Consider the following 22,025-nt stretch of genomic DNA (forward strand, 5'->3'; position numbering starts at 1 on the left):
AGGTGCGCTGCAGGGGAGCAGTGCGGGTATGAACAGATCATCAAATCGTCGCATTAATGGTGGTTTGAGGGGGCGTCAGCAGACCGGGGCCGGCCTGGGAGCGGGTGTGCGGACCGGCCTGCTGACCACCGTCTGCCTCTCCGCCGTCGCCGCCGGCTGCGCCGGGCCGGCCGGCTCCGCCCGGCCGGATGCCGTCCCCAACAAGGTGAACGCCGCGCCCGCCGTGGCCCAGGCGCTGCCGGGCCTGGCCCGCACCGAGGAGGAGGGCCGCACCGAGGCGGTGGCCCGCCAGGAGGCGGCCGCCCTGGCGTCGGCGGAGACCGCGCGCCGTTGGGGGTTGGAGCGCCCGCCGCTGAAGACCCCGCCGCGCCCGGCGACCAGGTCGGTGCTGACCCAGTCCCAGGGCGTGAAGCTCAAGGACGGGAGGCCGCCGGTGGTGTACCGGGTGCCGACCGACGCGAAGGTGGTCTTCCTGACCGTCGACGACGGCGACGAGAAGGACCCCGAGTTCTCCCGGATGGCCGCCGAACTCGGCATCCCGCTCAGCACCTACGTCTCCGACTACCTGGCCCGCTCGAACTACGGCTACTTCCGCGACCTGCACGACCAGGGCGTCGAGATCAACAACCACACCATCAACCACCGCAACCTGAAGGTCCTCGACTACGACACCCAGCACGACGAGATCTGCCGCCAGCAGGACCAGTTGGAGAAGGAGATCGGCGTCCGCCCCCGGCTCTTCCGGCCCCCGTACGGCGAGTACAACGACGACACGCTGCGCGCGGCGGCGTCCTGCGGCGTCGAGGCGGTGCCGTTGTGGAACGAGGAGGCCTTCCCGGACCACATGGAGTGGCGCTACGGGGACCAGAAGCTCCACCCGGGCGACATCATCCTGACCCACTTCCGGGGCACCGGCATCTGGAAGGCCTCGATGCCGGAGCTGCTCCGCAAGGTGGTCAACGACGTCACGGCGCAGGGCTTCTCCTTCGGTCGCCTGGACGACTACCTGTAGGAGACCCTCGGGGTCTCCCGAGGGTCAGCCGAGCGAGAGGGCGTCGAGGTACACCCAAGCGCCCTCGTACCGGACGAACCGGCTGTGCTCGGTGAGCACGCCCTCCTCGCGGCCCTCGGTCCAGTGCGCCCGGAAGGCGACCGTGCCCTCCGCGTGGAAGGCGCCGCCCTCGGTGGTGGCGACCACCTCCAGGCCGGTCCAGCGCAGCGCCGGGTCGAAGTCCACCTCGGCGGGCCGGGTGTCCGGGTGCCAGGTGCGCAGCAGGTACGCCTCGTCCTGGGCGACGAAGGCGCTGAACCGCGAGCGCATCAGGGCCTCCGCGGTGCCGGCTGCCCCCTGGCCGCGGTGCAGCCGCCCGCAGCAGTCGCCGTAGGCGGTGGGCAGGCCGCACGGGCAGGGGGAGGAGGGCAGCAGCCGGGGCGCGGCGGTGGGGCGGGGCGTGGGGCGACGTCGGGACATGCCGTCCATTCTCCCTCCTCCACGCCTGCCGCCCCGACCGGGGCCGCCGGCTCGGCCCGGGCGAGCGCCGTCCGGCCGTCCTTCGGACGCCTCCGGAGCGCGCTCCTCGCCGAGCCGGCGGGCCCCGACCGATGGTGATCCGACGTCAGTTGGCGGACGCCGTCCGGGGGCAGGTGTTCAGAGGCGGGCGGATGCGGGTTCGCCGAACCAGGTGCGCAGCGCGCGCAGCAGGCCGTCCGGATCCGCCTCGCCGGGTGAGGCGGCCCAGACGACGTAGCCGTCCGGGCGCAGCAGCAGCGCGCCGGCAGGCGGCTGCGGGCAGCCGGCCGCGAGGACGTCGACCCGGTCCTTCCAGCCGGCCGCGAGCTCGGCGAGCTGCGTCGGGCCCTCCGAGAGGTCGAGCAGCAGGGCGCGGCCGCTGCGGGCGGCTTCGGCGAGCCGGGTGGGCCCGGCGGCGGTGGTGAGCGGGAGGTCCGGCACGAAGCCGCCGGCGAGCGGGTGCGGGCAGTCGGTGTCGTACCGGACGTCGCTGCCCGCCATGAGGGCGGCGATCCGGCCGAGGTTGTCCTGGTGGGACAGCAGCTCGCCGAACAGGGCGCGCAGGGCGGTGACGGCCGGGCCCGGGGACATCAGGGCCATCTGGGCCTGCGAGTGCATGAAGACCCGTTCGCCGATCGGGTACCGCTCGCGGTGGTAGCTGTCCAGCAGGCCGGGCGGCGCCCAGCCCTGGAGTTCGGCGGCCAGCTTCCAGCCGAGGTTGGCGGCGTCCTGCAGGCCCAGGTTGAGGCCCGGGCCGCCGGTGGCGGCGTGCACGTGCGCGGCGTCGCCGACCAGCAGGACCCGGCCCTCGCGGTAACGCTCGGCGAGCCGGGTGTTGTGGCCGACCTGGCGGCGCGGGGTGTGCGCACCGGGCGTGCTCGCCGGGGCGAGCGCCAGGTCGGCGCCGGTCACCCGCCGGACGCTGGCGCGCAGTTCGTCCACGGTGGGCGGCACGGACTCGTCGACGGGCGGTCCGCTCCACTCCAGCGTGGCCATCATGACGAGCTCCGGGCCCATCGGGGCGAGAAGGAAGACGCCGTGGTCGGTGCGGGTGTGGGTGTACGGGAGGAAGGGCGTGGGACAGCCGGGCAGCAGCACCTCGCCGGTGTCGAGGACGCGCAGCTCAGCGGGCGGGAGCACGTGGGCGATCCGCGCGACCGGGTCGGGCGAGGTGACCCCGGGGAAGCCGATCCCGGCCAGCTTGCGGACGGTGCTGCGGCCGCCGTCGGCGCCGACCAGGTAGCGGGCGCGCAACTGCTCCGCCCCGCTCGGGCCGTCGACGTCGACGGTCACCCCGGTGTCGTCCTGGGTCAGGCCGGTGACCTCGAAGCCGCGGCGTACGGTGACGCCGAGTTCGCGGGCCCGCTCCTCCAGCGCCGCCTCGATCCGGTGCTGCGGAACGGGCAGGGCGTGCAGCGGGTTGCCGTCGAGCTGCCGGAGGTCGAGCGGGAAGGCGCCGAACACGAAGCGGGGTACCGGATCCGGCGCGCCCGGGGCGCCACTGAGCCGCTGGTACAGGCCGCGGTGGTCCAGCAGCCGGATCACCTGGCCGACCAGCCCGTTGGCCTTCTGCTCCGCGGAGCGTTCGGCCAGCCGGTCCAGCACCACCGGCCGGACTCCGGCCAGCGCGAGTTCGCAGGCCAGCATCAGCCCGTTCGGGCCGGCGCCGGTGATGATGACATCGTTGGTCATGGCAAATCCCCCTGTGCGATGGTGAGTTCACGAAGACGACGGGTCGGGCAGCCCGGCCGCCAGCTGCCGCAGCGCCTCCGCCAGGAGCGGTCGCAGCGGTACCGGCGGGTCGGCGCGCAGCCACTGGTCGCCGGCCGCCTTGAGCGCGGCCAGGACGGCGGTGGCGACCAGCCCCGGGTAGAGCCCGTCCGGGTCGGTCCCGGTCCGGGCGGCCACCGCCGCCGCGAGGGCGGCCTCGGCGGCCGCGCCGGCGCGGGCCGTCTCGGCCTGGAGCGCCGGTTCGCGCAGCAGCAGCTGCACCGCGGTGGTCCACTGCGGGTCCGGCTGCTCCGCCGCACCCTCGAAGGGCGTGAGGGTGGCGAGGGTGAGCGCTTCCCAGAGCGGTTCGGCCGCCGGCCGGTCGCGCAGCGCCTCGCTGACGAGGCGGATGCGGTCGCAGTGCCGGGAGACGATGGCCTCGGCCTTGCTGGAGAAGTAGTTGTTGTACGTGCGCGGCGACACCCCGGCCGCGGCCGCGATGTCCTCCACCCGGACGTTCTCCAGTCCCCGTTCCACCGCCAGGCGCAACGCGGCCCAGCTCAGTGCCGCTCGCGTCGCGGCCTTCTTCCGTTCCCGCAGCCCGGTCTGACTCGTCGTCACGGCCACCACTCTTCCCGGAAACCTGCGTGCCGCGCAAGAGTGCGTGGCGCGCAGTATTCTTCGGGCATGCCCGCCGGGCGTCAGCGCCCCCGCTCGACCACGAAGCCGGGCAGCGCGAACAGGAACTCCCGTGCCTCGTCGGCCTCCTGGCCCCGGCCTTCGCCCCCGACCGGCTCCGCCCCGAGTACCTGGTCGATCTCCCGCTCGGCGGCCGCCACCAGCCCGGCCGCCGCCTGTCGTGCGCTCTCCACGCAGTCGTACGCCGCCATCCGGTCGAGCAGCCAGCGCACCTCCTCGGCGCCGCCGGGGCCTCGCTGCGCCCGGGTCGCGCTCAAGTATCGGAGCACGCGGGCGCGTTCGGCGGGCGTGCAGCGCTCGATCAGGTGGATCAGGAGCAGCGTGCGCTTGCCCTCCCAGAGGTCCCCGGTGATCTCCTTGCCGTACTCCTCCTCGGTGCCGACCAGGTTGAGCACGTCGTCCTGGATCTGGAACGCCGCGCCCAGGTACCAGCCGAACCGGTCCAGCCGGGTGACCTCGGCGTCGGCGCCCTCGGCGACCAGCAGCCCGGTGCGGCACGGGTAGAGGAAGGTGTACCAGGACGTCTTCTTGAGGCACATCCGGTAGTAGTCGCCGGGGGTCAGGCCGCAGGCGTTGTCGCGGATCCAGGCGATCTCCAGCGCCTGCCCCTCCAGCGACTGGCGGCACATCAGCTCGGTCTCCTCGAACAGCCGCCAGGCCAGTTCGCCGCCCAGCTCCCGGCGGTTGGCCATCAGCCGCTGGAGGGCGAGCAGGTTGGTGGCGTTGCCGACGTTCAGTGCCACCTCGGCGCCGTAGCGGGCCGGCAGGGTCGGCTCGCCCCGGCGCAGTTCGCTGCCGTCCTGGATGTCGTCGTGGATCAGGAAGGCGTTGTGGAACAGTTCGACCGTGACGGCCGGGTTGAGCGCGCGCACCGGATCGCCGCCGAAGGCCGCGCAGGTGGCCAGGCAGAGCGCGGCGCGCAGCCCCTTGCAGGGCCGGGCCGGGTAGTCGGCGGCCAGTTCGTACAGGTACGGCGGGCTCTGCTGCGGGATGTGGCCCAGCAGGGCGGCCACCGTCCGCTCCCGGTAGCGGGCCAGCACCCGCTCGACCAGCGGGGCGTCGCCGGTGAGCCGTGGCGGCGTCACCCCTCCTGCCGGCCGTCGGGCTCCTGGGCGGCGGTGCGCTGCGGCCCGAAGGCGTTGGCCAGCCCCTGGTTGGCGACGCCGGGGGCGAGGCTGCCGAGGCTGAGCAGCAGGTTGACGATGTCGTGCGCGTCGGCGGTGAGCTTCTGGGTCTGCTCGGCGGCGTCGCCGGTGGTGCTGCCGAGCACCCGGGCGCTCACCGCGTCGATCAGCTGGTGGGTGTTCTCGGAGACCCGCTGCACCAGCTTGTCGAACTCCTCCTGGTCGACCCGGTGTTCGCCGGTCACCCGCGCTCCGGCCGTCTTGGCGTCGGCGAGCCCGGCGGCGATTTCGCGCTCCAAGGCGGCGGCCGCCTCCATGACCGCGCGCGAGCCCTGCTCGCCCAACTCGCTGAACCGACCGGCATCGGGCATGGCCGACCTCCAGGTTCGTGCCCCGGACGGGCCGGGGAGCAACGTCGCAATGACGACCGATGGTACAGGTCCGTGCGCGGAGCGTGTCCGGCGGGCGGGGTTGTGATGAGTCGCCGGGAGGCTCGGCGAGTCGCCCCGCGCCCCTGGTTGGTCACTGATAGTAGTGACCTGGTCGCGGAGCGATCTCCCGCGCGCCGGTTCGGTGGGACGGCTCGACACGGGCGTCCCGACCGCACACCTCGACAGGACATTGAGGAGTGGTCATGGGTGGCAGACAGCGTCCGCCGAGAGCGCGGACCCCTCGGCAGGGCAGGGCCGCCGGCGGCGGCCGGGTGAACACCCGGGTGGAGATCGCCCGACTGGAGGGCTATCTGGCCTGGGAGGCCGAGGTGGCGGCGGCCGAACGGGACGCTCGGGCCTTCGCCGAGCAGTTCCCGTGGTTGCCCGCCGCCGAGCGGGAGAGCCTCGAACAGGCCTACGCCGCCGACCGGCTGCGCTACGCGGAGGAGGTGGTCGACCGCGCCGTCGAACGTTGCCGCCGGCTGGCTGCCCGCTACCGCAGCGAGTGCCGCCGGATCTGCACCCGTTGGGCCGCGCTGTGCCTGTCCGTCACGCTGGCGGCGGCGCTGTTCGCCGTCGTCCCGGCGGCCATGCGGGGCTAGGGCCGGACAGGCCGATCTTGTCGGATCAGCCCGCGGCGCTGGGCGCAGCCGCGAGGGCCCGCCGCGCCGGTGGCGGCGCAGCGGGCCCTCGCGGTGTCCGCAGGGGTCAGTGGTGGCCGTGGCCGCTGCTGATCTCCTGGTGCTCCTCGGCGGTGGGCTTGGCGATCTGGCTGCCCTCGCCGTAGAAGCCGCGGGACAGCTTGGCCCGGGCCCGGGTGAACAGTCCGGCCTTGCGGGCCACCCCGTTCTCGTCCACCTCGGGCGCGAGTTCCGCCGGTTGCGGTTGGTCGTGCGCCGTGAGGGTGTACATCCGGCCCGGCGGGAGCGGGGCGTGCACCTCGACGTACTCGCCGTGCTGGAGCCGGTTGATGACGCCGGTCTCCCGGCCGTGCAGCACCTTCTCCTTGTCGCGCCGCTGCAGGCCCAGGCACCACCGCTTGGTGATCACGAAGACGATCACCGGCACGGCGAAGAAGCCGGTGCGCACCGCGTAGGTGATCGCGTTGATCGACAGGTGGAAGTGGGTGGCGAGCAGGTCGTTGCCGCCGCCGGCCAGCAGGATCAGGTAGAGGCTGATCCAGGCCGCGCCGAAGGCCGTGCGCACCGGCGCGTTGCGCGGGCGCTGGGCGATGTGGTGCTCGCCGCGGTCCCCGGTGACCCAGGCCTCCAGGAACGGGTAGCACCAGATGACCAGCAGCACGGTCGGGAAGACCATCAGCGGGATGAACACCCCGAGGTTCAGGGTGTGACCGCCCCAGACGCTGATCTCCCAGCCGGGCATCACGCGGATCAGTCCCTCGGAGAAGCCCATGTACCAGTCCGGCTGGGCGTCGGTGGACACCTGGTCGGGCCGGTAGGGGCCGTACAGCCAGATCGGGTTGACGGTGGCGATCGCCGACATGAACGCGACCACGCCGAAGACCAGGAAGAAGAAGCCGCCCGCCTTGGCCGTGTAGACCGGCAGCAGCGGCATGCCGACCACGTTCTCGTTGGTCCGGCCGGGCCCCGCGAAGTGGGTGTGCTTGTGGTAGAAGACCAGGATCAGGTGGGCCGCGAGCAGGCCCAGCATGATCCCCGGGATCAGCAGGATGTGCACGGTGAACAGGCGCGGAATGATGTCCGTGCCGGGGAACTCCCCGCCGAAGATGAAGAATTGCAGGTACGTGCCGACGATCGGCACGGCCAGCACCGCGCCCTCCATGAACCGGATGCCGGTGCCGGAGAGCAGGTCGTCCGGCAGCGAGTAGCCCATGAAACCGTCGAACATGCCGAGGAAGAGCAGCAGCGCGCCGAAGATCCAGTTGATCTCGCGGGGCTTGCGGAACGCGCCGGTGAAGAAGACGCGCATCATGTGCGTGAGCATCGCGGCGATGAAGACGATCGCCGCCCAGTGGTGGATCTGGCGCATCAGCAGGCCGCCGCGGACCTCGAAGCTGATGTTGATCGTGGAGGCGTAGGCCTGCGACATCTGGATGCCCTTGAGGGGGACGTACGAGCCGTCGTAGACGACCTCGCCCATGCTCGGATTGAAGAACAGGGTCAGCCAGACGCCGGTCAGGATGATGATGACGAAGGTGTAGAGCGCGATCTCGCCCAGCATGAAGGACCAGTGGTCCGGGAAGATCTTGCGCAGGTTGGCCTTGGCCAGGGAATAGATGCCGAGGCGGCCGTCGGCCCAGTCGGCCAGGGCCTCGGCCTTGTTCGCGGGCTTGGCGCGTGTGTTGGTCACCGGTCCCGGCTGCGACTGCTGGTCGGTTCTCACGACGGGCTCCCCGGCGTTTTCGGCGTGCCGTGCTGGAGGCCCGCCGGCGGAAACGCCGGCCGGCGAAGTGTTGTGATCATGGGACCTCTCGATACGGGCCCGCCGGCTGGACCGGCACGCGGAGGCGGTGACCCGCTGGACCCGTTGCTCAGGGTGATGGAGCGCTTACTCTGTCATGCTGTCGGCAGGGGGCCGACTGTGCACGTCCATCGGCCCGTCCGGCCGCTCGTGTCGAGCCGGACGGGGGGTTCTGACGTCCGTTCGGCCGCCCGGACGGGCGGTGGTGCTGCGGCCGGGTGCCGCTGAATCGTTTCGGCGCGCGCCGTGTCCGGAGGTCGCGCGACCCCGGCCCTACGCTGCGCCAATGGTGGATCACCCTGAACTCTTCGAGGACGTCACCGCGGCCCTCGCCCGCGCCGGGTTCGACACCGCACCGGGCCCGTCCCGGCTGCGGATCGGCCGTCGCCGGGAGGGGGTGGCGGTCGGCTGGGCACCGGGGGAGGGGGCGGACGGGCCGCCCTCCCGGGGAGCGCGAGAGGCGGTCAGCGGCGCGGCCGCCGTCGTGCTGCGCGAGTGCGGCTACCGGGTCGCCGAGACGGACGACGGCGAGCTGCTGGTGACGCCCGCCGCCGAACCGGTGGCGGTGGCGGCGGAGCCGGGGGCGGCGCCCGAGCAGTGGTGGGGGTAGTTCATGCCTCGCGGCGGAGGCCCGCCGGGTCGGCGGGCCGCTTGGCAACCCTCATACCGAACCCTTACCTGAACGGGGGGTGCAGTTGACCACGGCGGCTCTAAGGTTTGCCTAAGCTAAGCCGAAGCGCCCTGGGCCACCGTGTCCGGGGCGTTCGGCTGTGCCGCTCCGCCGTCACCCGCGGCGGGCCGCAGAGAACAGGTACGACCCGGGGTGACCGGGGGAGGAGCCCGCTGCATGTGGGATGAGGCGTTTCCCAGCTTTCTGATCGGGCTACGTGAAGGCCTGGAAGCCGGACTGATCGTGTCGATCCTGGTCGCCACGCTCGTCCGGTTCGGCCAGAAGGCCCGGTTGCCGCAGGTGTGGACCGGCGTCGCGGCGGCCATCGCGCTCAGCCTGAGCTTCGGCGCGGTGCTCACCTTCACCGCCGCCAACCTCTCCGGCCACGCCCAGGAGGCGTTCGGCGGGGTGCTGAGCCTGATCGCGGTCGGCTTCGTCACCGCGATGGTGTTCTGGATGCGGCGCTCGGCGCGCACCCTCTCCGCCGAGCTGAAGGAGAAGGTCCAGGCCTCGCTGGCGATGGGTGCCGGGGCGCTGGTGCTCACCAGCTTCCTCGCCGTCGGCCGCGAAGGCCTGGAGACCTCCCTCTTCCTGTGGACCAACGTGCGCACCGCCGGGGAGTCCACCGGGCCGCTGATCGGCGCGGCCGTCGGGCTGGTGCTCTCGGCCGGACTCTGCTGGGGCCTGTACCGGCGCGCGCTGAAGATGAACCTCACCCGGTTCTTCACCATCACCGGTGCCGGCCTGATCGTGGTCGCGGCGGGTGTGCTCGGCTACGGGCTGCGCGACCTGCAGGAGTCCGGACTGGTCGGCGGCGCCGGCTCGTACGCCTTCGACCTGAGCGCCCATCTGGACGCCTCCTCCTGGTACGCCACGCTGGTGCAGGGCACCCTCAACCTGACCGTCACCATGACGGTCCTGCAGGTCGTCGGCTACCTCGTCTACCTGTGCATCGTGATGACGCTGTTCGTCGAGGGCGTCCGCGGCGGCAAGGCCGCTCCGGCCGCCGGGACGGCGACGGCGGGGACAGCGGCGACGGCGGAGCCGGCCGAGACGGGTGGGCAGGCCGAGCCGGTCCGCTCCGGGCGGCCGCGCTGGGTCCTGCCGACCGCGCTGGTCGCGGTGCCGGTCGTGGTGGCCGGGGCCGTGATCGCGGTCAGCGGCGGCAAGCAGGACAGCACCGCCACCGTCTCCGTCTCCGAGCAGGAGTGCGGCAAGGGCTTCACCACCCCGGTGCCCGGCCAGCAGGTGTTCCAGATGCACAACACCGGCGACAAGGTCTCCGAGGTCTACCTGGTCAACCCGGCCAGCGGCGCCGTCTACGGCGAGATCGAGGGCCTGGCCCCCGGCACCACCCGCGCGCTGACCGCGACCATAGGCTCCGGCGACTACGCCTGGCGCTGCGTGCCCACCGGCGGCAAGTCCGTCACCTCGGCCTCCGTGCACGTCACCGGCGGCGGCGAGGTCAAGGCCGTCAAGCCGGTCGCCGAGGACGACCTCAAGGGCCCGCTCGACACCTACAAGGACTACGTCAACAAGGGCCTGGCGACCCTGCTGACCCAGACCCAGAAGCTCCAGGCCGACGTCCACGGCGGCGACCTCGCCACCGCCAGGGCCGACTGGCTCACCGCCCACCTCCAGTACGCCTCGCTCGGCGCCGCCTACGGCACCTTCGCCGACCTCGACGGCAGGATCGACGGCCGCCCCGACGGTCTCGCCGACAAGATCCAGGACAAGGACTTCACCGGCTTCCTGCGCCTGGAGTACGGCCTCTGGCACGGCCAGTCCGCCGCCGACCTGACGCCCGTCGCCGACCAGCTGACCGCCGACGTCGCCAAGCTGGGGCAGGACTTCCCCGGCCAGGACTTCGACCCCGGCGACCTCCCGCTGCGCGCCCACGAGATCCTGGAGAACACCCTCCAGTTCGAGCTGACCGGCGACACCGACCAGGGCAGCGGCACCAACCTGGCCACCACCCAGGCCAACCTGGTCGGCACCCAGGAACTGCTGACCGTCCTGCAGCCGCTGCTCGACGAGCGTGATCCGCAGCTGCTCACCCGGGTCAACGCCGGGATGAAGCGGGTCGGCGACCTGGTCGCCGCCGCCCACGGGCCCGCGGGCTGGACCCCGCTGGAGCAGATCCCCGCCGATGCCCGCCGCCAGCTCGACGGCGCCACCGGCGAACTGCTCGAAGACCTCGCCCCCATCCCCGCCCTGCTCGAGATCCGGAAGGCCGCCTGATGACCGACCACACCGCTGCCACCGGAGGCTCCTGCCCGTTCCCGCACGCCGCGGCGCCCGCCCCGGCCGCCGCCGAGGGCGGCTGCCCGGCCGGCCCGGCCCGCCGCAGCTTCGTCCGGGCCGCGCTCGGCGCCGGCGCCGGTGCCGCCGTGATCGCCGGCGGGGCCTTCACCCTGGCCGCCGATCCGGCCGCCGCGGGGGACAGCCACCAGGCGAAGAGCGGGGCCGTCCCGTTCCACGGCGACCACCAGGCCGGCGTCACCACCCCGGCCCCGGGCTACGCGGCCTTCATCTCCTGCCAGGTGATCGCCCAGGACCGCAAGGCGCTGGAGGATCTCCTCAGGACCCTGACCGAGCGCATCCGCTTCCTCACCGCCGGCGGCACCCCGCCCGACCTCGGCGTCGGCGCCCCGCCCGCCGACAGCGGCATCCTCGGCCCCACCGTGCCCACCGACAACCTGACCGTCACGGTCGGCGTCGGCGCCTCGCTGTTCGACGACCGGTACGGGCTGGCCAAGGCCAAGCCGACCAAGCTGGCCCCGATGAAGACCTTCCCCAACGACAACCTGCAGGCCGCCGAACTCCACGGCGACCTCTCGCTGCAGATATGCGCCGACCGGCAGGACACCGTGCTGCACGCGCTGCGCGACCTCACCCGGCACACCCGCGGTGCGATGCAGATCCTCTGGCGGATCGACGGCTTCCAGAACCAGTCCCGCCCGGACGGCGCCCAGCGCAACCTGCTCGGCTTCAAGGACGGCATCGTCAACCCGGACACCACCTCCGCCCGCGAGATGGACCGGCTGATCTGGGTCACCGACGGGATCGGCGAGCCCGCCTGGGCCACCGGCGGCAGCTACCAGGTGATCCGGATCATCCGGATGCTGATCGAGTTCTGGGACCGCGTCACCCTCGCCGAGCAGGAGAAGATGTTCGGCCGCCGCCGCGACACCGGCGCCCCGCTGGACGGCCACCAGGAGACCGACGCGCCGGACTACGGCAAGGACCCGGACGGCAAGGCGATCCCGCTCAAGGCGCACATCCGGCTCGCCAACCCGCGCACCGCCGACACCGACAGCTCGCGCATCCTGCGTCGCGGCTTCAACTACGACCGGGGTGTCGACAAGGCCGGCAACCTGGACATGGGCCTGGTGTTCTGCTGCTACCAGCAGGACGTGGTGCGGCAGTTCGAGGCCACCCAGACCCGGCTCATCGACGAGCCGCTGGTCGACTACATCTCGCCGACCGGCGGCGGCTACTTCTTCGTCCTGCCGGGCGTGAAGGACAACGCCGACTGGCTCGGACGGGGGCTGCTCGCGGCGGTGTGACGCCTACGGGTGTGACGCCGACCGAGGTGACAGCGGGTCCCGGTGCCGGGCGCACCGGGGCCCGTCGGCGTCGCGGGTCAGGAACCGAGGGTGAAGCCGATCACCGCGCCGCCGCCGTCCCGGTTGGCGGCGAAGGCCGAGCCGCCGTGCGAGCGGGCGACCTCGTACACGATGGCCAGACCAAGCCCCGAACCGGGCAGGCTGCGCGCGGCGGTGGCCCGGTAGAAGCGGTCGAAGACCCGGGCGAGGTCGGCCTCGTCGATCCCCGGCCCGCAGTCGCGCACCTCGACCCGGCGGCCGCGCACCACCACCTCGATCGGGGCCGTCCCGGCCGGGTCGAACTTGGCGGCGTTGTCCAGCAGGTTGCCCACCGCCCGGGCGAGTGCGTCCGGGCGGGCGCTGACCACGGTGTCGTCGGCGTCCACGGTGATCTCCCGGCCGCTGCGCCGCCGGGCCTGCGCGGCGGCCTCGCGGACCAGCTCGGCCAGCACCAGCTCGGTCGGCTGCTCGTCCGCCTTCCGCTCCGCGGCGAGGGACACCAGCTCCTCCACCAGCAGCGTCAACTCCCTGGCCTCCTCGGCCAGATCGGCCATCAGCGCGGTCTGTTCGGCGGGCGGCAGGCGGTCCAGGCTGGGCAGCACCGACAGGTTGGTGCGCAGGCTGGTCAGCGGGGTGCGCAGCTCGTGCCCGGCGTCCTGGACGAGCCGGCGCTGGTTCTCCTTGGCCGTGGCGAGCCGGCCCAGCATCCGGTCGAAGGCCCGGCCGAGCCGGCCGACCTCGTCCGTCCCGGCGGCCGGCACCGGGACGTCCAACCGCCCGCTGGCGGCGACCAGTTCGGCCGCGTCGGTGAGCCGGACCAGTCGGCCGGTGATCCGCCGGGCGAGCAGCCAGCCGGCCCCGCCCGCGAGCACCGCGACCGCCGCCACCGAGGCCGCCGTCCGGAGTCGGAGCGTCGCCAGCAGGTGCTCGGTGGGGCCGAGCTGCTGGGCGATCTGGACCGCACCGCGGCCGCCGCCGAGCGCGATCACCGCCACCCGGTAGGTGTCGCCGCGCACGTGCCGCAGCCCGGTCGAGGTCTGCCCGGGAGCGTCGGAGCGGGCGAGAGCGCGGTCGTCCGGGGTCGGCCGGAGGTCGATCCGGACGGTACCGGGCAGCAACTCCCCATCGGGGCCGAGGGCCTGCGAGGTGACCCGGATCGGGCGCAGCAGTTCCTCGCTCAGGCCGCCCGTGCCGTTGAAGTCGCCGGGGAACAGGTTCTCCCGGCCGACCTGCTGGTGCACCGCCTGGACGGCCGCGGTGAAGTCGGCGGCCTCGTCGTCCCGGATCAGCCGGGCGGCGGAGTGGTAGCCGAGCGCGCCGATCAGTACCGCGACCAGGGCGGCCATCGCGGCGAAGGCCAGCGAGACGGTGGTGCGCAGACCCGGGCGCGGCCACAGCAGCCGCGGCCGCCGCAGCAGCCACAGCCGGCCCGGGCCGGTCACGACTCGCGCAGCGTGTAGCCGACGCCGCGGACGGTGTGGATCAGCGGCGTGAGGCCGGGCCGGTCCAGCTTGCGACGCAGGTAGCCGATGAACACCGCGAGGTTCTTCGAGCCCGGGCCGAAGTCGTAGCCCCAGATCTGCTCGTAGACCGTGGCCTGGTCGAGCACTGCGCCCGCGTGCCGGGCCAGCAGCTCCAGCAGGTCGAACTCGGTGCGGGACAGTTCCAGCTCCCGGCCGGCCCGCCAGGCCCGGCGGGCGTGCGGTTCGACCCGCAGGTCGGCCACGGTGAGGACGTCCGCGACGGGCCCGGGCGGGTTGCGGCGCAGCAGGGCGCGCAGGCGGGCGAACAGCTCGTCCACGTCGAAGGGCTTGACCAGGTAGTCGTCGGCCCCGGCGTCGAGGCCGGCGATCCGGTCCGGGACCTCGACCCGGGCGGTGAGCATCAGGACCGGGGTGCGGTCGCCGTCGGCGCGCAGGCGGCGGCAGACCTCCAGGCCGTCCGGGCCGGGCATCATCACGTCCAGGACCAGGAGATCCGGGCGCTGCTCGCTGAGGACGGCCAGGGTCTGGGCGCCGTCCGCTGCGGTGCTCACCCGGTACCCCTCCAGTTGGAGGGCGCGGCTGAGGGAGTCGCGGATGGCCCGGTCGTCCTCGGCGATCAGCACGGTGTGGGTCATGGCTCTGATTCTCCCTGGCGTGCCCACGACGGTTTCCGGCGGGTCAGGGATTGGCCGGGGACGGCCGGGGCCGGCGTAGCGGCGGTCGGGTGTCCGGGCGGTGTCGGCGCGGCGGGCGCGCGGCTCCGGCAGGGCGAGGAACTGGACGCCGGCGCCGAGGAACCCGGCGTGCGCGGGGTCGGGTGACTCGGTCGGCGGCACCGCCCGGATCCGGCCGTCCGGCTCGGGGCACGGCCTGCCCCCGCCCGCTTGACCAGGACCTCTCCCGGCCGACTTCCGCCGGGTCGGGCGGGGGCGTACGGTGGCCACACGGTGGCGTGTCCGCCGGGCGTGCCGCCGGGTCCATGTCGGCACGCCCCTGCCGGAGGCCGCGATGGCAGACCGGATGGCTTTCCTCACCACCGCGCGCGCGGAGCGCGAGCGGCGGGACGCGCAGGAGCGGCTGGGGGACTGGCGCGAGGTGTACCGGCCGGGGGCGCTGCTGCCGGTCGTGGGCGGGCAGGCGGGCCGGTGCATGGACTGCGGCCTGCCGTTCTGCCACAGCGCCTGCCCGCTGGGGAACCTGGTACCGGAGTGGAACCGGCTGGTGGCGGATGCCGACTGGCGGGCCGCGGCCGCCCGGCTGCTGGCGACCAACAACTTCCCCGAGTTCACCGGGCGGCTCTGCCCGGCGCCCTGCGAGAGCGCGTGCGTGCTGGCGATCGACGGCGCGGCGGTGACGATCAAGAACGTGGAGCTGGCGATCACCGACCGGGCCTGGGAGCAGGGCTGGGACCTGCCGCAGCCGCCCGAACGGGCCGACGGGCGGCGGGTGGCGGTGGTCGGCTCGGGCCCGGCCGGGCTGGCCGCCGCGCAGCAGCTGACCCGGGCCGGGTACGCCACCACGGTCTACGAGCGGGCCGACCGGCCCGGCGGTCTGCTGCGCTACGGGATCCCGCCGTTCCGGCTGGAGAAGCACCGGCTGGACCGGCGGCTGGACCAGATGCGGGCCGAGGGCACCGCCTTCCGCACCGGGGTGTGCGTCGGCCGGGACGTCGCGGCCGGGGAACTGCGGGCCGGGTGCGACGCGCTGGTGGTGGCGGTCGGCGCGGCCGCCTGCCGGGAGCTGCCGGTGCCCGGCCGCGGGCTGTCCGGGGTGCACCAGGCGATCGACTACCTGACCTGGGCGAACCGGGTGGACGAGGGCGACCTCGCGGCCCCGCCGGTGTCCGCCGAGGGCCGGCACGTGGTGATCGTCGGCGGCGGGGACACCGCGGCGGACTGCCTGGGGACGGCGCTGCGCCAGGGCGCGGCGTCCGTCACCCAGCTCGACATCAACCCGCGCCCGCCCGCCGGCCGTGCGCCCGGGCAGCCCTGGCCGGTCCACCCGAAGGTGTACCGGGAGACCACCTCGCACGAGGAATCGGGAGCCGCGGAGGCCGGGCCCCGGGTGTTCGCGGCGACCACGGTCGGCTTCGAGCCCGGCCCGGACGGCCGACTGGCCGCCGTCGGCTTCGCCGAGGCCGAACCGGCCGACCGCAGCCCCCGGGCCGGCACCGAGCGGAGCATCCCGGCGGAGCTGGCGCTGCTCGCACTGGGCTTCACCGGCCCGGAGCCGGACCAGGGGCTGATCACCCAGCTCGGCCTCGCCACCGGCCCGGACGGGGCCCTGGCCAGGGATGACGGCTTCGCCACCGACGCGCCGGGCGTCTTCGTCGCCGGGGACGCCGGGCGCGGGCAGTCGCTGATCGTGTGGGCGATCGCCGAGGGGCGGGCGGCGGCCGCGGCGGTGGACCGCTACCTGCGCGGCGACACCGAACTCCCCGCGCCGATCGGGGCGTCGGCGCGGGCACTCACGCTCTGAGGCCCCGGGGGCAGGCGGTCAACCCGGCGGCGTCGAGCGGGCGTGTCCGCCGCGGCGAGGGCGCTCGGGCGGGCCCGGCAGCCGTGCCGCACCTCCGCACAACCCGGCGCGCCCCGCGAGCCGTTCGGTCACGGCGCGTCCCCGGAGCGGCCCCGGGTAGGGCCCGGGGCAGCAGACGGACGGAGGGGACCGCCATGCCAGACCAAGTCCCGGGGACACCCGCACAGCCGACAGCGCCGACGCCAGCCGCTCAGCCCGCGTCACCCGCTCAGCCCGCGCCAGCGACGCCGCCCGCACCGCCGACCCCGCCGTGGTCGGACGGCCAGCCGCCGGTGCTCGACCACTCGGCCCGCGGCATCCCGAAGGCCACCCTCGTCCCGCTGCGGGTGGACACCCCGCAGTACGGCCCCGCCTTCGCCCGGCACGCCTACCTGCGCGGGCTCGACCTGCGATCCGGCGAAGTGGCCGCCGTCCGCGAGCAGTTGGCAGTCGATCTGCCCTGGGAACTGCTCGCCGCCACGGCTGCCGACCCCGCCGAGCGTCCGCTGCGCACCGCCGCCCTCGCGGCCGTCGACGGGACCGCGCTGCGCGCCTTCGGCGAGGCGCTGGAGCGGGTGCGCCGCGCCACGGGCACCGAGCAGGGCCTGGCGCTGGCCGTCCGGGCCGCCGCCGCGAACGCCGCCTACGACCGCAACGCGGCGGTCACGCCGATCGGCATGATGAACCTGGAGCGCCTGGAGATGGCCCCGGCCGGCATCGAGCGGGGCGAACTCGTCGCCACCATCCCGCTCGCGCCGCTGGAGGAGACCGCCGTCTCCCAGAAGGAGTGGTCCGTCACCACCAAGGAGTTCAGCTCGATCGTCACCGACTCGCTGGAGAACGTCAGCGAGACCGGCGTCACCGACAACACCGAACTCGCCCAGTCCACCACCAACCAGCTCCAGCACAGCAACCAGTTCAACGTCACCGGCACCGTCTCCGGCGGGATCCCGCTGATCTCCGGCTCCGCCACCTCCGGCATGACCAGCCAGAGCTCCGACTCCCAGTCCGCCACCGACAGCCGCAAGCACGCGACCACCGTCACCCAGAAGGCGTCCTCGCGCACCAAGCAGGAGCACAAGGTCACCATCACGACGACCACCGTGACCGGCTCCTCGGAGACCACCACCCGCACGCTGAAGAACGCCAGCCCCACCGACCCGATCCGGATCGACTACTTCAGCATGATGCGCAAGTGGCGGGTCCGGCTGTACCGCTCCGGGCTGCGCCTCACCTACGACCTGGCGATCCCCGAACCGGCCGGTGCGCTGCGCGAGGCGTACGCCGAACTCGACGCGCTGGAGTCGAAGCTGGGCCCCTTCCAGTTCGACGTCCCGCACTCGGACATCACCGAGGAGATCCGCGCCGGCGAGAGCCAGCCGCACTACCTGGTGCTCGCCGAGCGGTACGGCGCCGTGGTGTCGCTCGCCCCCGGCCCGCACCCGGACGTCCACGTCTCCGCCACCGCGCCGAACAACGACGGCGCGGGCATCTACGACGCGCCGCCGCTCACCATCCCGGACGGGTACTGGATCAAGAACCTCTGGTTCCAGTTCGCCTCCGAGAGCCGCACCGGCGACTACCACTACAACCTCAAGGTGCTCGGCAGCACCATCCCCGAGTGGAACGAGCCGTTCGGCTCCCACGGCCCGGTCGATCTCGCCGACCCGGCCAACGGCGGGCTGCTGCAGCACGCGGGCGGGCCGTCCGTGGTGAGCCTCCACCTGGTCAACAACCGGCAGACCTGGCTCAGCCTCACCGCCGTCGTCGAACCCACCGACGAGGCCCGGCGGCAGTGGCAGAACGGCGTCTGGTCGGCCCTGTTCAACGCCGCCCAGACCAAGTACTACGCCGAACAGCAGGACCTCGCCGCCCGCGCCGCCGCCCTGCGGGACCGGCTGAACGGCGTGGACACCCTCACGCTCCGGCGCGAGGAGAGCGACGAGGTCATGAAGGGCGTGCTGCGCTTCCTGCTCGGCGTGGACTACCACGTGATGCCGCAGGAGGTGGTGGATGCGTTCAGGGCCTCCGTCGCCGCGGACCCCGGCCGGCTGCGCCACGGTGCCGGCTTTCCCGGCGACGACACCGGCGGGGTCGGGGTGGGCGCCGCGGCCTGGGCGGTGGTGCTCGGGCACGAGGCGGAGGTGGCCTTCATCAACCAGGCCATCGAGTGGGAGAACGTCGTCACCTTCCTCTACTCGTACTTCTGGGACGCGCCCGCCGCCTGGGCCTTCGTCAGCCGGATCACCCACCCCGACGCCAACCGGCAGGCCTTCCTGCGCGCGGGCAGCGCCCGGGTGGTGCTCACCGTGCGCAAGGGCTGGGAAGAGGCCTGGGTGCGCTTCGCCGAGGGTGGCTTCCACGGCGCCCCGCTGCCCGCCGACCATCCGTACCTGACGATCGCCCGGGAGATCGCCGCCTACGACGACCGGAACTACCCGGGCATCCCGCCGGCCAACCCGGGCAGCAGCGCGCTACTGCTGGAGGACGAGGCGGTGACCACCTGCGCCGCCGTGGTCGAACCGGCCGCCGGGGGAGCGCCGGTCCTGGTGCCGGTGGCGTCCAGTGCGGGCTTCGAGGCGGACACCGTCGTGGTCGTCGACGAGTACGACGACCGCCGGATCCAGGAGACCGCCCGGGTGGTGCGGGTACCGGACGACGGCCGGCACCTGCTGCTGGCCGGCCTCACCCACCGGCACGACGGCACCCTGACGCCGTTCCCCGTCCGCCGCCCGGGCCGACGGGGCACCCTGATCGCCGAGTGGAACGAGTACACCCCGACCTCCGGCACCGACATCGCCGTCAGCAGCCCGCTCAAGGACATGGCGTGAGCTTCCTGCGCGACGAGGACGCCTGCCGGCTGCTGGGCCGCCCGCGCGAGGAGCCGCCGACGGTCTTCGAGTACCTGGCCGCGGAGCTGTGGGTCCGCCATCACTTCGGGTCGGACTTCGAGGCCCGCCCCGGCGCGACCTGGGTGACCTTCCAGCTCGACCGGCTCGGCGAGTGGTGGGGCACGCCCCGCCGGGACCAGCTGAACCCGCAGGACGCTCTGCCGTACGCCAGGCTCACCCCGCAGCCGCCGGATCCGGTGCTGCGCATGGTGCTCCAGGTGCTCTCGGAGGACCTGCGCAACACCTTCCCGGTGGCGAAGGTCGAAGCGATCACCCGGATGCTCAAGGACAAGAGCACCCCGGCGGTCAAGCTGGTCAAGGCGATCCGCGAGCTCACCCCCGGCGGGGCACTCAAGCCCGACATGCTCGGCATCCAGAACCACGTCCCGGAGCTGCGGCTGGAGGCCCTGGAGGTCGGCACCGAGGACGGCGCCCTCGACACCTACCGCGAACTCCAGGGCAAGATCTCGGTGTTGCGGGACCCGTGCGGACGGATGATCGGGAACCGGCTGGCTGTCATGCAGCAGACCGCCGTCCGGCAACTGCCCGACACGGTGGTCTGCGCGGGCACCGACTGGCGGCTCGGCGCGGGGCTGATGGTGCTGCCGATGCCGCTCAACGTCACCGAGGTGAACGGGGACACCTACGTCGACTGGATCTGCTACTGGCCCACGAACCGGGTGGACCTCCGGGACTACCCGCGGCCCGCGAACGGGCGCCCCGGCTACGACGGGCTGGTCCTGTACCACATCCACCGGGTGTCGCTGAAGTCGGTGCAACTGCCCGACAAGATCCGCGAGGCGATGCTCCACCTGATCGCGGCCCGGCTGCGCGCCCGGTCGCTCGGGCCGGCGCTGCTCCCCGAACTGGCGACCGCGGTGCAGCGCGACCGGCGGCTGTTCACCCGGGAGGGCGAGCTGTTCCTGGCCGGGCTGGGCGTGGGCGCGCTGCTCGCGCTGGGCGTCTGGGCGGCGGCCGGGGCGGGGCTGGTCGCCGGGCTGGCGGGGGTGGCCAAGGGCGGGCTGGTGGCCGCGGCGAGTGCGCCCGAGGTGTTCGTCGGCGCGGTGGCCGGTGCGGCCCGGCTCGCGGACGAACTGTGGCCGGCGGTCTCGCAGTTGGGGTACTTGATGCCGGCCCGCTGAACGTGGCCGGGCCCGCCCCGGGGTGTGCGGGGCGGGCCCGACCGGGCGCGGCGCGGGGTGCGTGGGGCGGGTCAAGCCGGCCGGGGCGCGGGTCAGGCCGGCCGTGGGTCAGAGTAGCGGCAGGTGGCGGAGGAAGACGTCGGTGACGTGGTTGGTGTCGCCGGGGACGAGGGTGCCGTCCGCGGAGGTGAACAGCACCGAGGTGCCGAGGGCGTCGACGAACGGCCGGTCCGAGCTGCCCGCGGTCTGCGAGCCGTCCGGCGCCACGCTGACCCGCTCGGTGCGGCCGGTCCACAGGTCGCGCCGGAAGACGTCCTGGGCGTTGTTGGTGTCCCCGGGCACCAGGTTCTCGGCGGTGGAGCTGAAGTAGACCCAGCGGGCGTCGGCGGTGATCTGCCCGTCGTAGGAGTCGCCGGTGGTCGTGGTCCCGGGGAGCCCGACGCTGACCAGGGTCTCGGTGCCCGCCGCCAGATCGCGGACGTAGACCTCGAAGTGGTGCGCCCAGGGGCCGTCGCCGTGCGAGACCAGGGCGGAGTAGACGGCGTACCGGCCGTCGGCGCTGAGCGCGGGGGAGGCGGAGGAGGCGTTCGCCTCGGTGCCGTCCGCGCCGATGCTGGCCACCCGGGTCTCGCCGGTCCAGCGGTCGGTGACGTAGATGTTGCCACCCGTCCAGGTGACCGTGCCGGGGGCCAGGTCGGAGCGGTTGGACTGGTAGGCGACGTACCGGCCGTCCCAGCTGAGCGACGGATGGCCGGACTGCCGGCCCTCCTGCGTCCGGGCCGGGTCGTGGCCGGTGGACACCAGCTCGGTGGTCCCGGTCCAGCGGTCGTGGACGTAGACGTCCTCGAAGCCGAGGTTCGCGCCGGGGGTGAGGTTGGTGGCGTAGGAACTGAACGCCACGTAGCGGCCGTTGCCGCTGATCGCGGCGTCGTAGGAGCCGTCGGCCGCCTGGGTGCCGTTCGGACCGGTGTTGACCCGTTCGGTCCGGCCGGTCCACAGGTCGCGGACGAAGACGTCGGACTTGCCGTTGGTGTCGCCGGGCACCAGGTTGGCGGCCTCCGAGGTGAGGACGGCGAAGCGGCCGTCGGCGCTCAGGCCGGCGCCCTGCGAGTGTCCGTCGGGCTGCGCCTGGCCGAGCCCGACGGACACCCGCTCGGTGCGGCCGCGCGGCGCGTCCGCCTGGGCGGGCGTCGCGACCGTGGCGGCGGCCAGCGCGGCCGCCGCCAGCGCGCCGGCCGCGCGCAGCAGTCGTGGTACGGAACGTGTGCGGGTCATCCGGTCCCTCCCCTGGGTTCTGCCGGGCCGCGTCGAACTCCCCGGCGGCCGGCTCGGGGTGAGCCAACCGCCGGGAGCGGCGGGCGGTCAACGGTGGCCGCCCGGGAGCGGCGGAATCGCGTCACCGGGGGAGAGGGGGAAGGATCGGGTTCGAGCCGAGCACCCGGGAGTATGCCGCCGCCTACGAGATCCCGATCTGTCTGTCGGACACCGGGCCGAGCGCGTCACGCCAGGCGACGCCCGCGATGACGTTCGCGCCTCCGGTGTCCTGGCCGGTCCGAGATGGGTGTCCGCGTGTCCGCGTCGGTGCAGGTCATCGACGATGGCCCCGAGCGGAATCGGGAGCGCCTTACGCCGCATACCAGGCACAGACGCGGGTCGCTGTCACACGAGCAGCGCCTCGAGCTCCGGAAGTCGGCCGAACAGATCGGGGAGGCCGCGCACGCCGTTGCGCACGGACTCGTGCGACAGCGCGAGGTCAGGGCCGGTGCTCGCCTCGACGCCGGCGAGGCACCGGAGGAT

Annotated in this window: 17 protein-coding genes; 8 read left to right on the forward strand and 9 right to left on the reverse strand. The window is 73.7% G+C overall.

What is annotated here, in order from left to right; translation table 11 throughout:
- The first annotated feature begins 106 nt into the window (after positions 1-106).
- A complete protein-coding gene (locus tag ACIOJE_RS33565; RefSeq protein WP_400781443.1) occupies positions 107-1,012 on the forward strand; it encodes a polysaccharide deacetylase family protein in 906 nt (301 codons plus the stop codon).
- A gap of 24 nt (positions 1,013-1,036) precedes the next feature.
- On the opposite strand, the gene ACIOJE_RS33570 is transcribed toward ACIOJE_RS33565, so the two are convergent.
- The 5 genes from ACIOJE_RS33570 to ACIOJE_RS33590 form a co-directional block, all read right to left on the reverse strand.
- Positions 1,037-1,471: a YchJ family protein gene (locus tag ACIOJE_RS33570; protein ID WP_280683502.1), complete on the reverse strand. Its 435-nt coding sequence runs from the start codon at positions 1,469-1,471 to the stop codon at positions 1,037-1,039.
- 177 nt (positions 1,472-1,648) lie between these two features.
- A complete protein-coding gene (locus ACIOJE_RS33575) occupies positions 1,649-3,202 on the reverse strand; it encodes an FAD-dependent monooxygenase (protein WP_400781446.1) in 1,554 nt (517 codons plus the stop codon).
- Positions 3,203-3,229: 27 nt separating this feature from the next.
- On the reverse strand, positions 3,230-3,841 hold the full coding sequence (locus tag ACIOJE_RS33580; protein ID WP_280683506.1) for a TetR family transcriptional regulator: 612 nt from the start codon (positions 3,839-3,841) through the stop codon (positions 3,230-3,232).
- An 80-nt stretch (positions 3,842-3,921) separates the two neighbouring features.
- Positions 3,922-5,004 (reverse strand): polyprenyl synthetase family protein, encoded by a 1,083-nt coding sequence (locus ACIOJE_RS33585; protein WP_400781448.1) that lies wholly within the window; start codon positions 5,002-5,004, stop codon positions 3,922-3,924.
- The gene (locus ACIOJE_RS33590) at positions 5,001-5,414 is read right to left on the reverse strand and encodes a hypothetical protein (RefSeq protein ID WP_280683510.1); all 414 of its coding nucleotides are present in this window, start codon (positions 5,412-5,414) and stop codon (positions 5,001-5,003) included. Before ACIOJE_RS33590 ends, ACIOJE_RS33585 begins: the two co-directional genes overlap by 4 nt.
- A 263-nt stretch (positions 5,415-5,677) precedes the next feature.
- On the opposite strand from ACIOJE_RS33590, the gene ACIOJE_RS33595 reads away from it, so the two are divergent.
- Positions 5,678-6,076, forward strand: coding sequence for a cytochrome C oxidase subunit I (locus tag ACIOJE_RS33595; protein WP_400781452.1), 399 nt, complete (start codon positions 5,678-5,680; stop codon positions 6,074-6,076).
- Between the two features lie 106 nt (positions 6,077-6,182).
- Here the strand turns inward: ACIOJE_RS33595 and ACIOJE_RS33600 are convergent, their stop codons facing one another.
- Entirely contained in the window at positions 6,183-7,805 is a 1,623-nt protein-coding gene (locus ACIOJE_RS33600; protein ID WP_400781454.1) for a cytochrome bc complex cytochrome b subunit, read from the reverse strand.
- Between the two features lie 397 nt (positions 7,806-8,202).
- Between ACIOJE_RS33600 and ACIOJE_RS33605 the strand changes: the two genes are divergently transcribed.
- The 3 genes from ACIOJE_RS33605 (at position 8,203) to efeB (ending at position 12,155) form a co-directional block, all read left to right on the forward strand.
- The gene (locus ACIOJE_RS33605; protein ID WP_400781456.1) at positions 8,203-8,526 is read left to right on the forward strand and encodes a hypothetical protein; all 324 of its coding nucleotides are present in this window, start codon (positions 8,203-8,205) and stop codon (positions 8,524-8,526) included.
- 237 nt (positions 8,527-8,763) lie between these two features.
- Positions 8,764-10,827: an iron uptake transporter permease EfeU gene (gene efeU, locus ACIOJE_RS33610; protein WP_400781459.1), complete on the forward strand. Its 2,064-nt coding sequence runs from the start codon at positions 8,764-8,766 to the stop codon at positions 10,825-10,827.
- Positions 10,827-12,155, forward strand: a complete 1,329-nt coding sequence (gene efeB, locus ACIOJE_RS33615) for an iron uptake transporter deferrochelatase/peroxidase subunit (RefSeq protein WP_400781461.1) — start codon at positions 10,827-10,829, stop codon at positions 12,153-12,155. Before efeU ends, efeB begins: the two co-directional genes overlap by 1 nt.
- A 77-nt stretch (positions 12,156-12,232) precedes the next feature.
- On the opposite strand, the gene ACIOJE_RS33620 is transcribed toward efeB, so the two are convergent.
- Both ACIOJE_RS33620 and ACIOJE_RS33625 read right to left on the reverse strand, forming a co-directional pair.
- Positions 12,233-13,636 (reverse strand): HAMP domain-containing sensor histidine kinase, encoded by a 1,404-nt coding sequence (locus tag ACIOJE_RS33620; protein WP_280683522.1) that lies wholly within the window; start codon positions 13,634-13,636, stop codon positions 12,233-12,235.
- A complete protein-coding gene (locus ACIOJE_RS33625; RefSeq protein WP_280683524.1) occupies positions 13,633-14,313 on the reverse strand; it encodes a response regulator transcription factor in 681 nt (226 codons plus the stop codon). The genes ACIOJE_RS33620 and ACIOJE_RS33625 overlap by 4 nt, the downstream gene beginning before the upstream one ends.
- Before the next feature lie 373 nt (positions 14,314-14,686).
- On the opposite strand from ACIOJE_RS33625, the gene ACIOJE_RS33630 reads away from it, so the two are divergent.
- The 3 genes from ACIOJE_RS33630 to ACIOJE_RS33640 all read left to right on the forward strand — a co-directional run bounded on the left by ACIOJE_RS33630 (position 14,687) and on the right by ACIOJE_RS33640 (position 20,228).
- Positions 14,687-16,156, forward strand: coding sequence for a glutamate synthase subunit beta (locus tag ACIOJE_RS33630; protein ID WP_280683526.1), 1,470 nt, complete (start codon positions 14,687-14,689; stop codon positions 16,154-16,156).
- Positions 16,157-16,488: 332 nt separating this feature from the next.
- The gene (locus ACIOJE_RS33635; protein WP_400781464.1) at positions 16,489-19,026 is read left to right on the forward strand and encodes a hypothetical protein; all 2,538 of its coding nucleotides are present in this window, start codon (positions 16,489-16,491) and stop codon (positions 19,024-19,026) included.
- Positions 19,023-20,228: a hypothetical protein gene (locus ACIOJE_RS33640; protein ID WP_400781467.1), complete on the forward strand. Its 1,206-nt coding sequence runs from the start codon at positions 19,023-19,025 to the stop codon at positions 20,226-20,228. The genes ACIOJE_RS33635 and ACIOJE_RS33640 overlap by 4 nt, the downstream gene beginning before the upstream one ends.
- Positions 20,229-20,336: 108 nt before the next feature.
- Here the strand turns inward: ACIOJE_RS33640 and ACIOJE_RS33645 are convergent, their stop codons facing one another.
- On the reverse strand, positions 20,337-21,503 hold the full coding sequence (locus ACIOJE_RS33645; protein ID WP_400781470.1) for a TolB family protein: 1,167 nt from the start codon (positions 21,501-21,503) through the stop codon (positions 20,337-20,339).
- Positions 21,504-22,025: the final 522 nt, after the last annotated feature.

The organism is Kitasatospora sp. NPDC087861, assembly GCF_044742585.1.
Classification (GTDB): Bacteria; Actinomycetota; Actinomycetes; order Streptomycetales; family Streptomycetaceae; genus Kitasatospora.

Bases quoted from the DNA above. Each gene is read 5' to 3' on its own strand.
- ACIOJE_RS33575 (WP_400781446.1), bottom strand. From the start codon at position 3,202: ATGACCAACGATGTCATCATCACCGGCGCCGGCCCGAACGGGCTGATG.
- ACIOJE_RS33605 (WP_400781456.1), top strand. From the start codon at position 8,203: ATGGTGGATCACCCTGAACTCTTCGAGGACGTCACCGCGGCCCTCGCC.
- ACIOJE_RS33570 (WP_280683502.1), bottom strand. From the start codon at position 1,471: ATGTCCCGACGTCGCCCCACGCCCCGCCCCACCGCCGCGCCCCGGCTG.
- ACIOJE_RS33625 (WP_280683524.1), bottom strand. From the start codon at position 14,313: ATGACCCACACCGTGCTGATCGCCGAGGACGACCGGGCCATCCGCGAC.
- ACIOJE_RS33630 (WP_280683526.1), top strand. From the start codon at position 14,687: ATGGCAGACCGGATGGCTTTCCTCACCACCGCGCGCGCGGAGCGCGAG.
- efeU (WP_400781459.1), top strand. From the start codon at position 8,764: ATGTGGGATGAGGCGTTTCCCAGCTTTCTGATCGGGCTACGTGAAGGC.
- efeB (WP_400781461.1), top strand. From the start codon at position 10,827: ATGACCGACCACACCGCTGCCACCGGAGGCTCCTGCCCGTTCCCGCAC.
- ACIOJE_RS33645 (WP_400781470.1), bottom strand. From the start codon at position 21,503: ATGACCCGCACACGTTCCGTACCACGACTGCTGCGCGCGGCCGGCGCG.
- ACIOJE_RS33590 (WP_280683510.1), bottom strand. From the start codon at position 5,414: ATGCCCGATGCCGGTCGGTTCAGCGAGTTGGGCGAGCAGGGCTCGCGC.
- ACIOJE_RS33595 (WP_400781452.1), top strand. From the start codon at position 5,678: ATGGGTGGCAGACAGCGTCCGCCGAGAGCGCGGACCCCTCGGCAGGGC.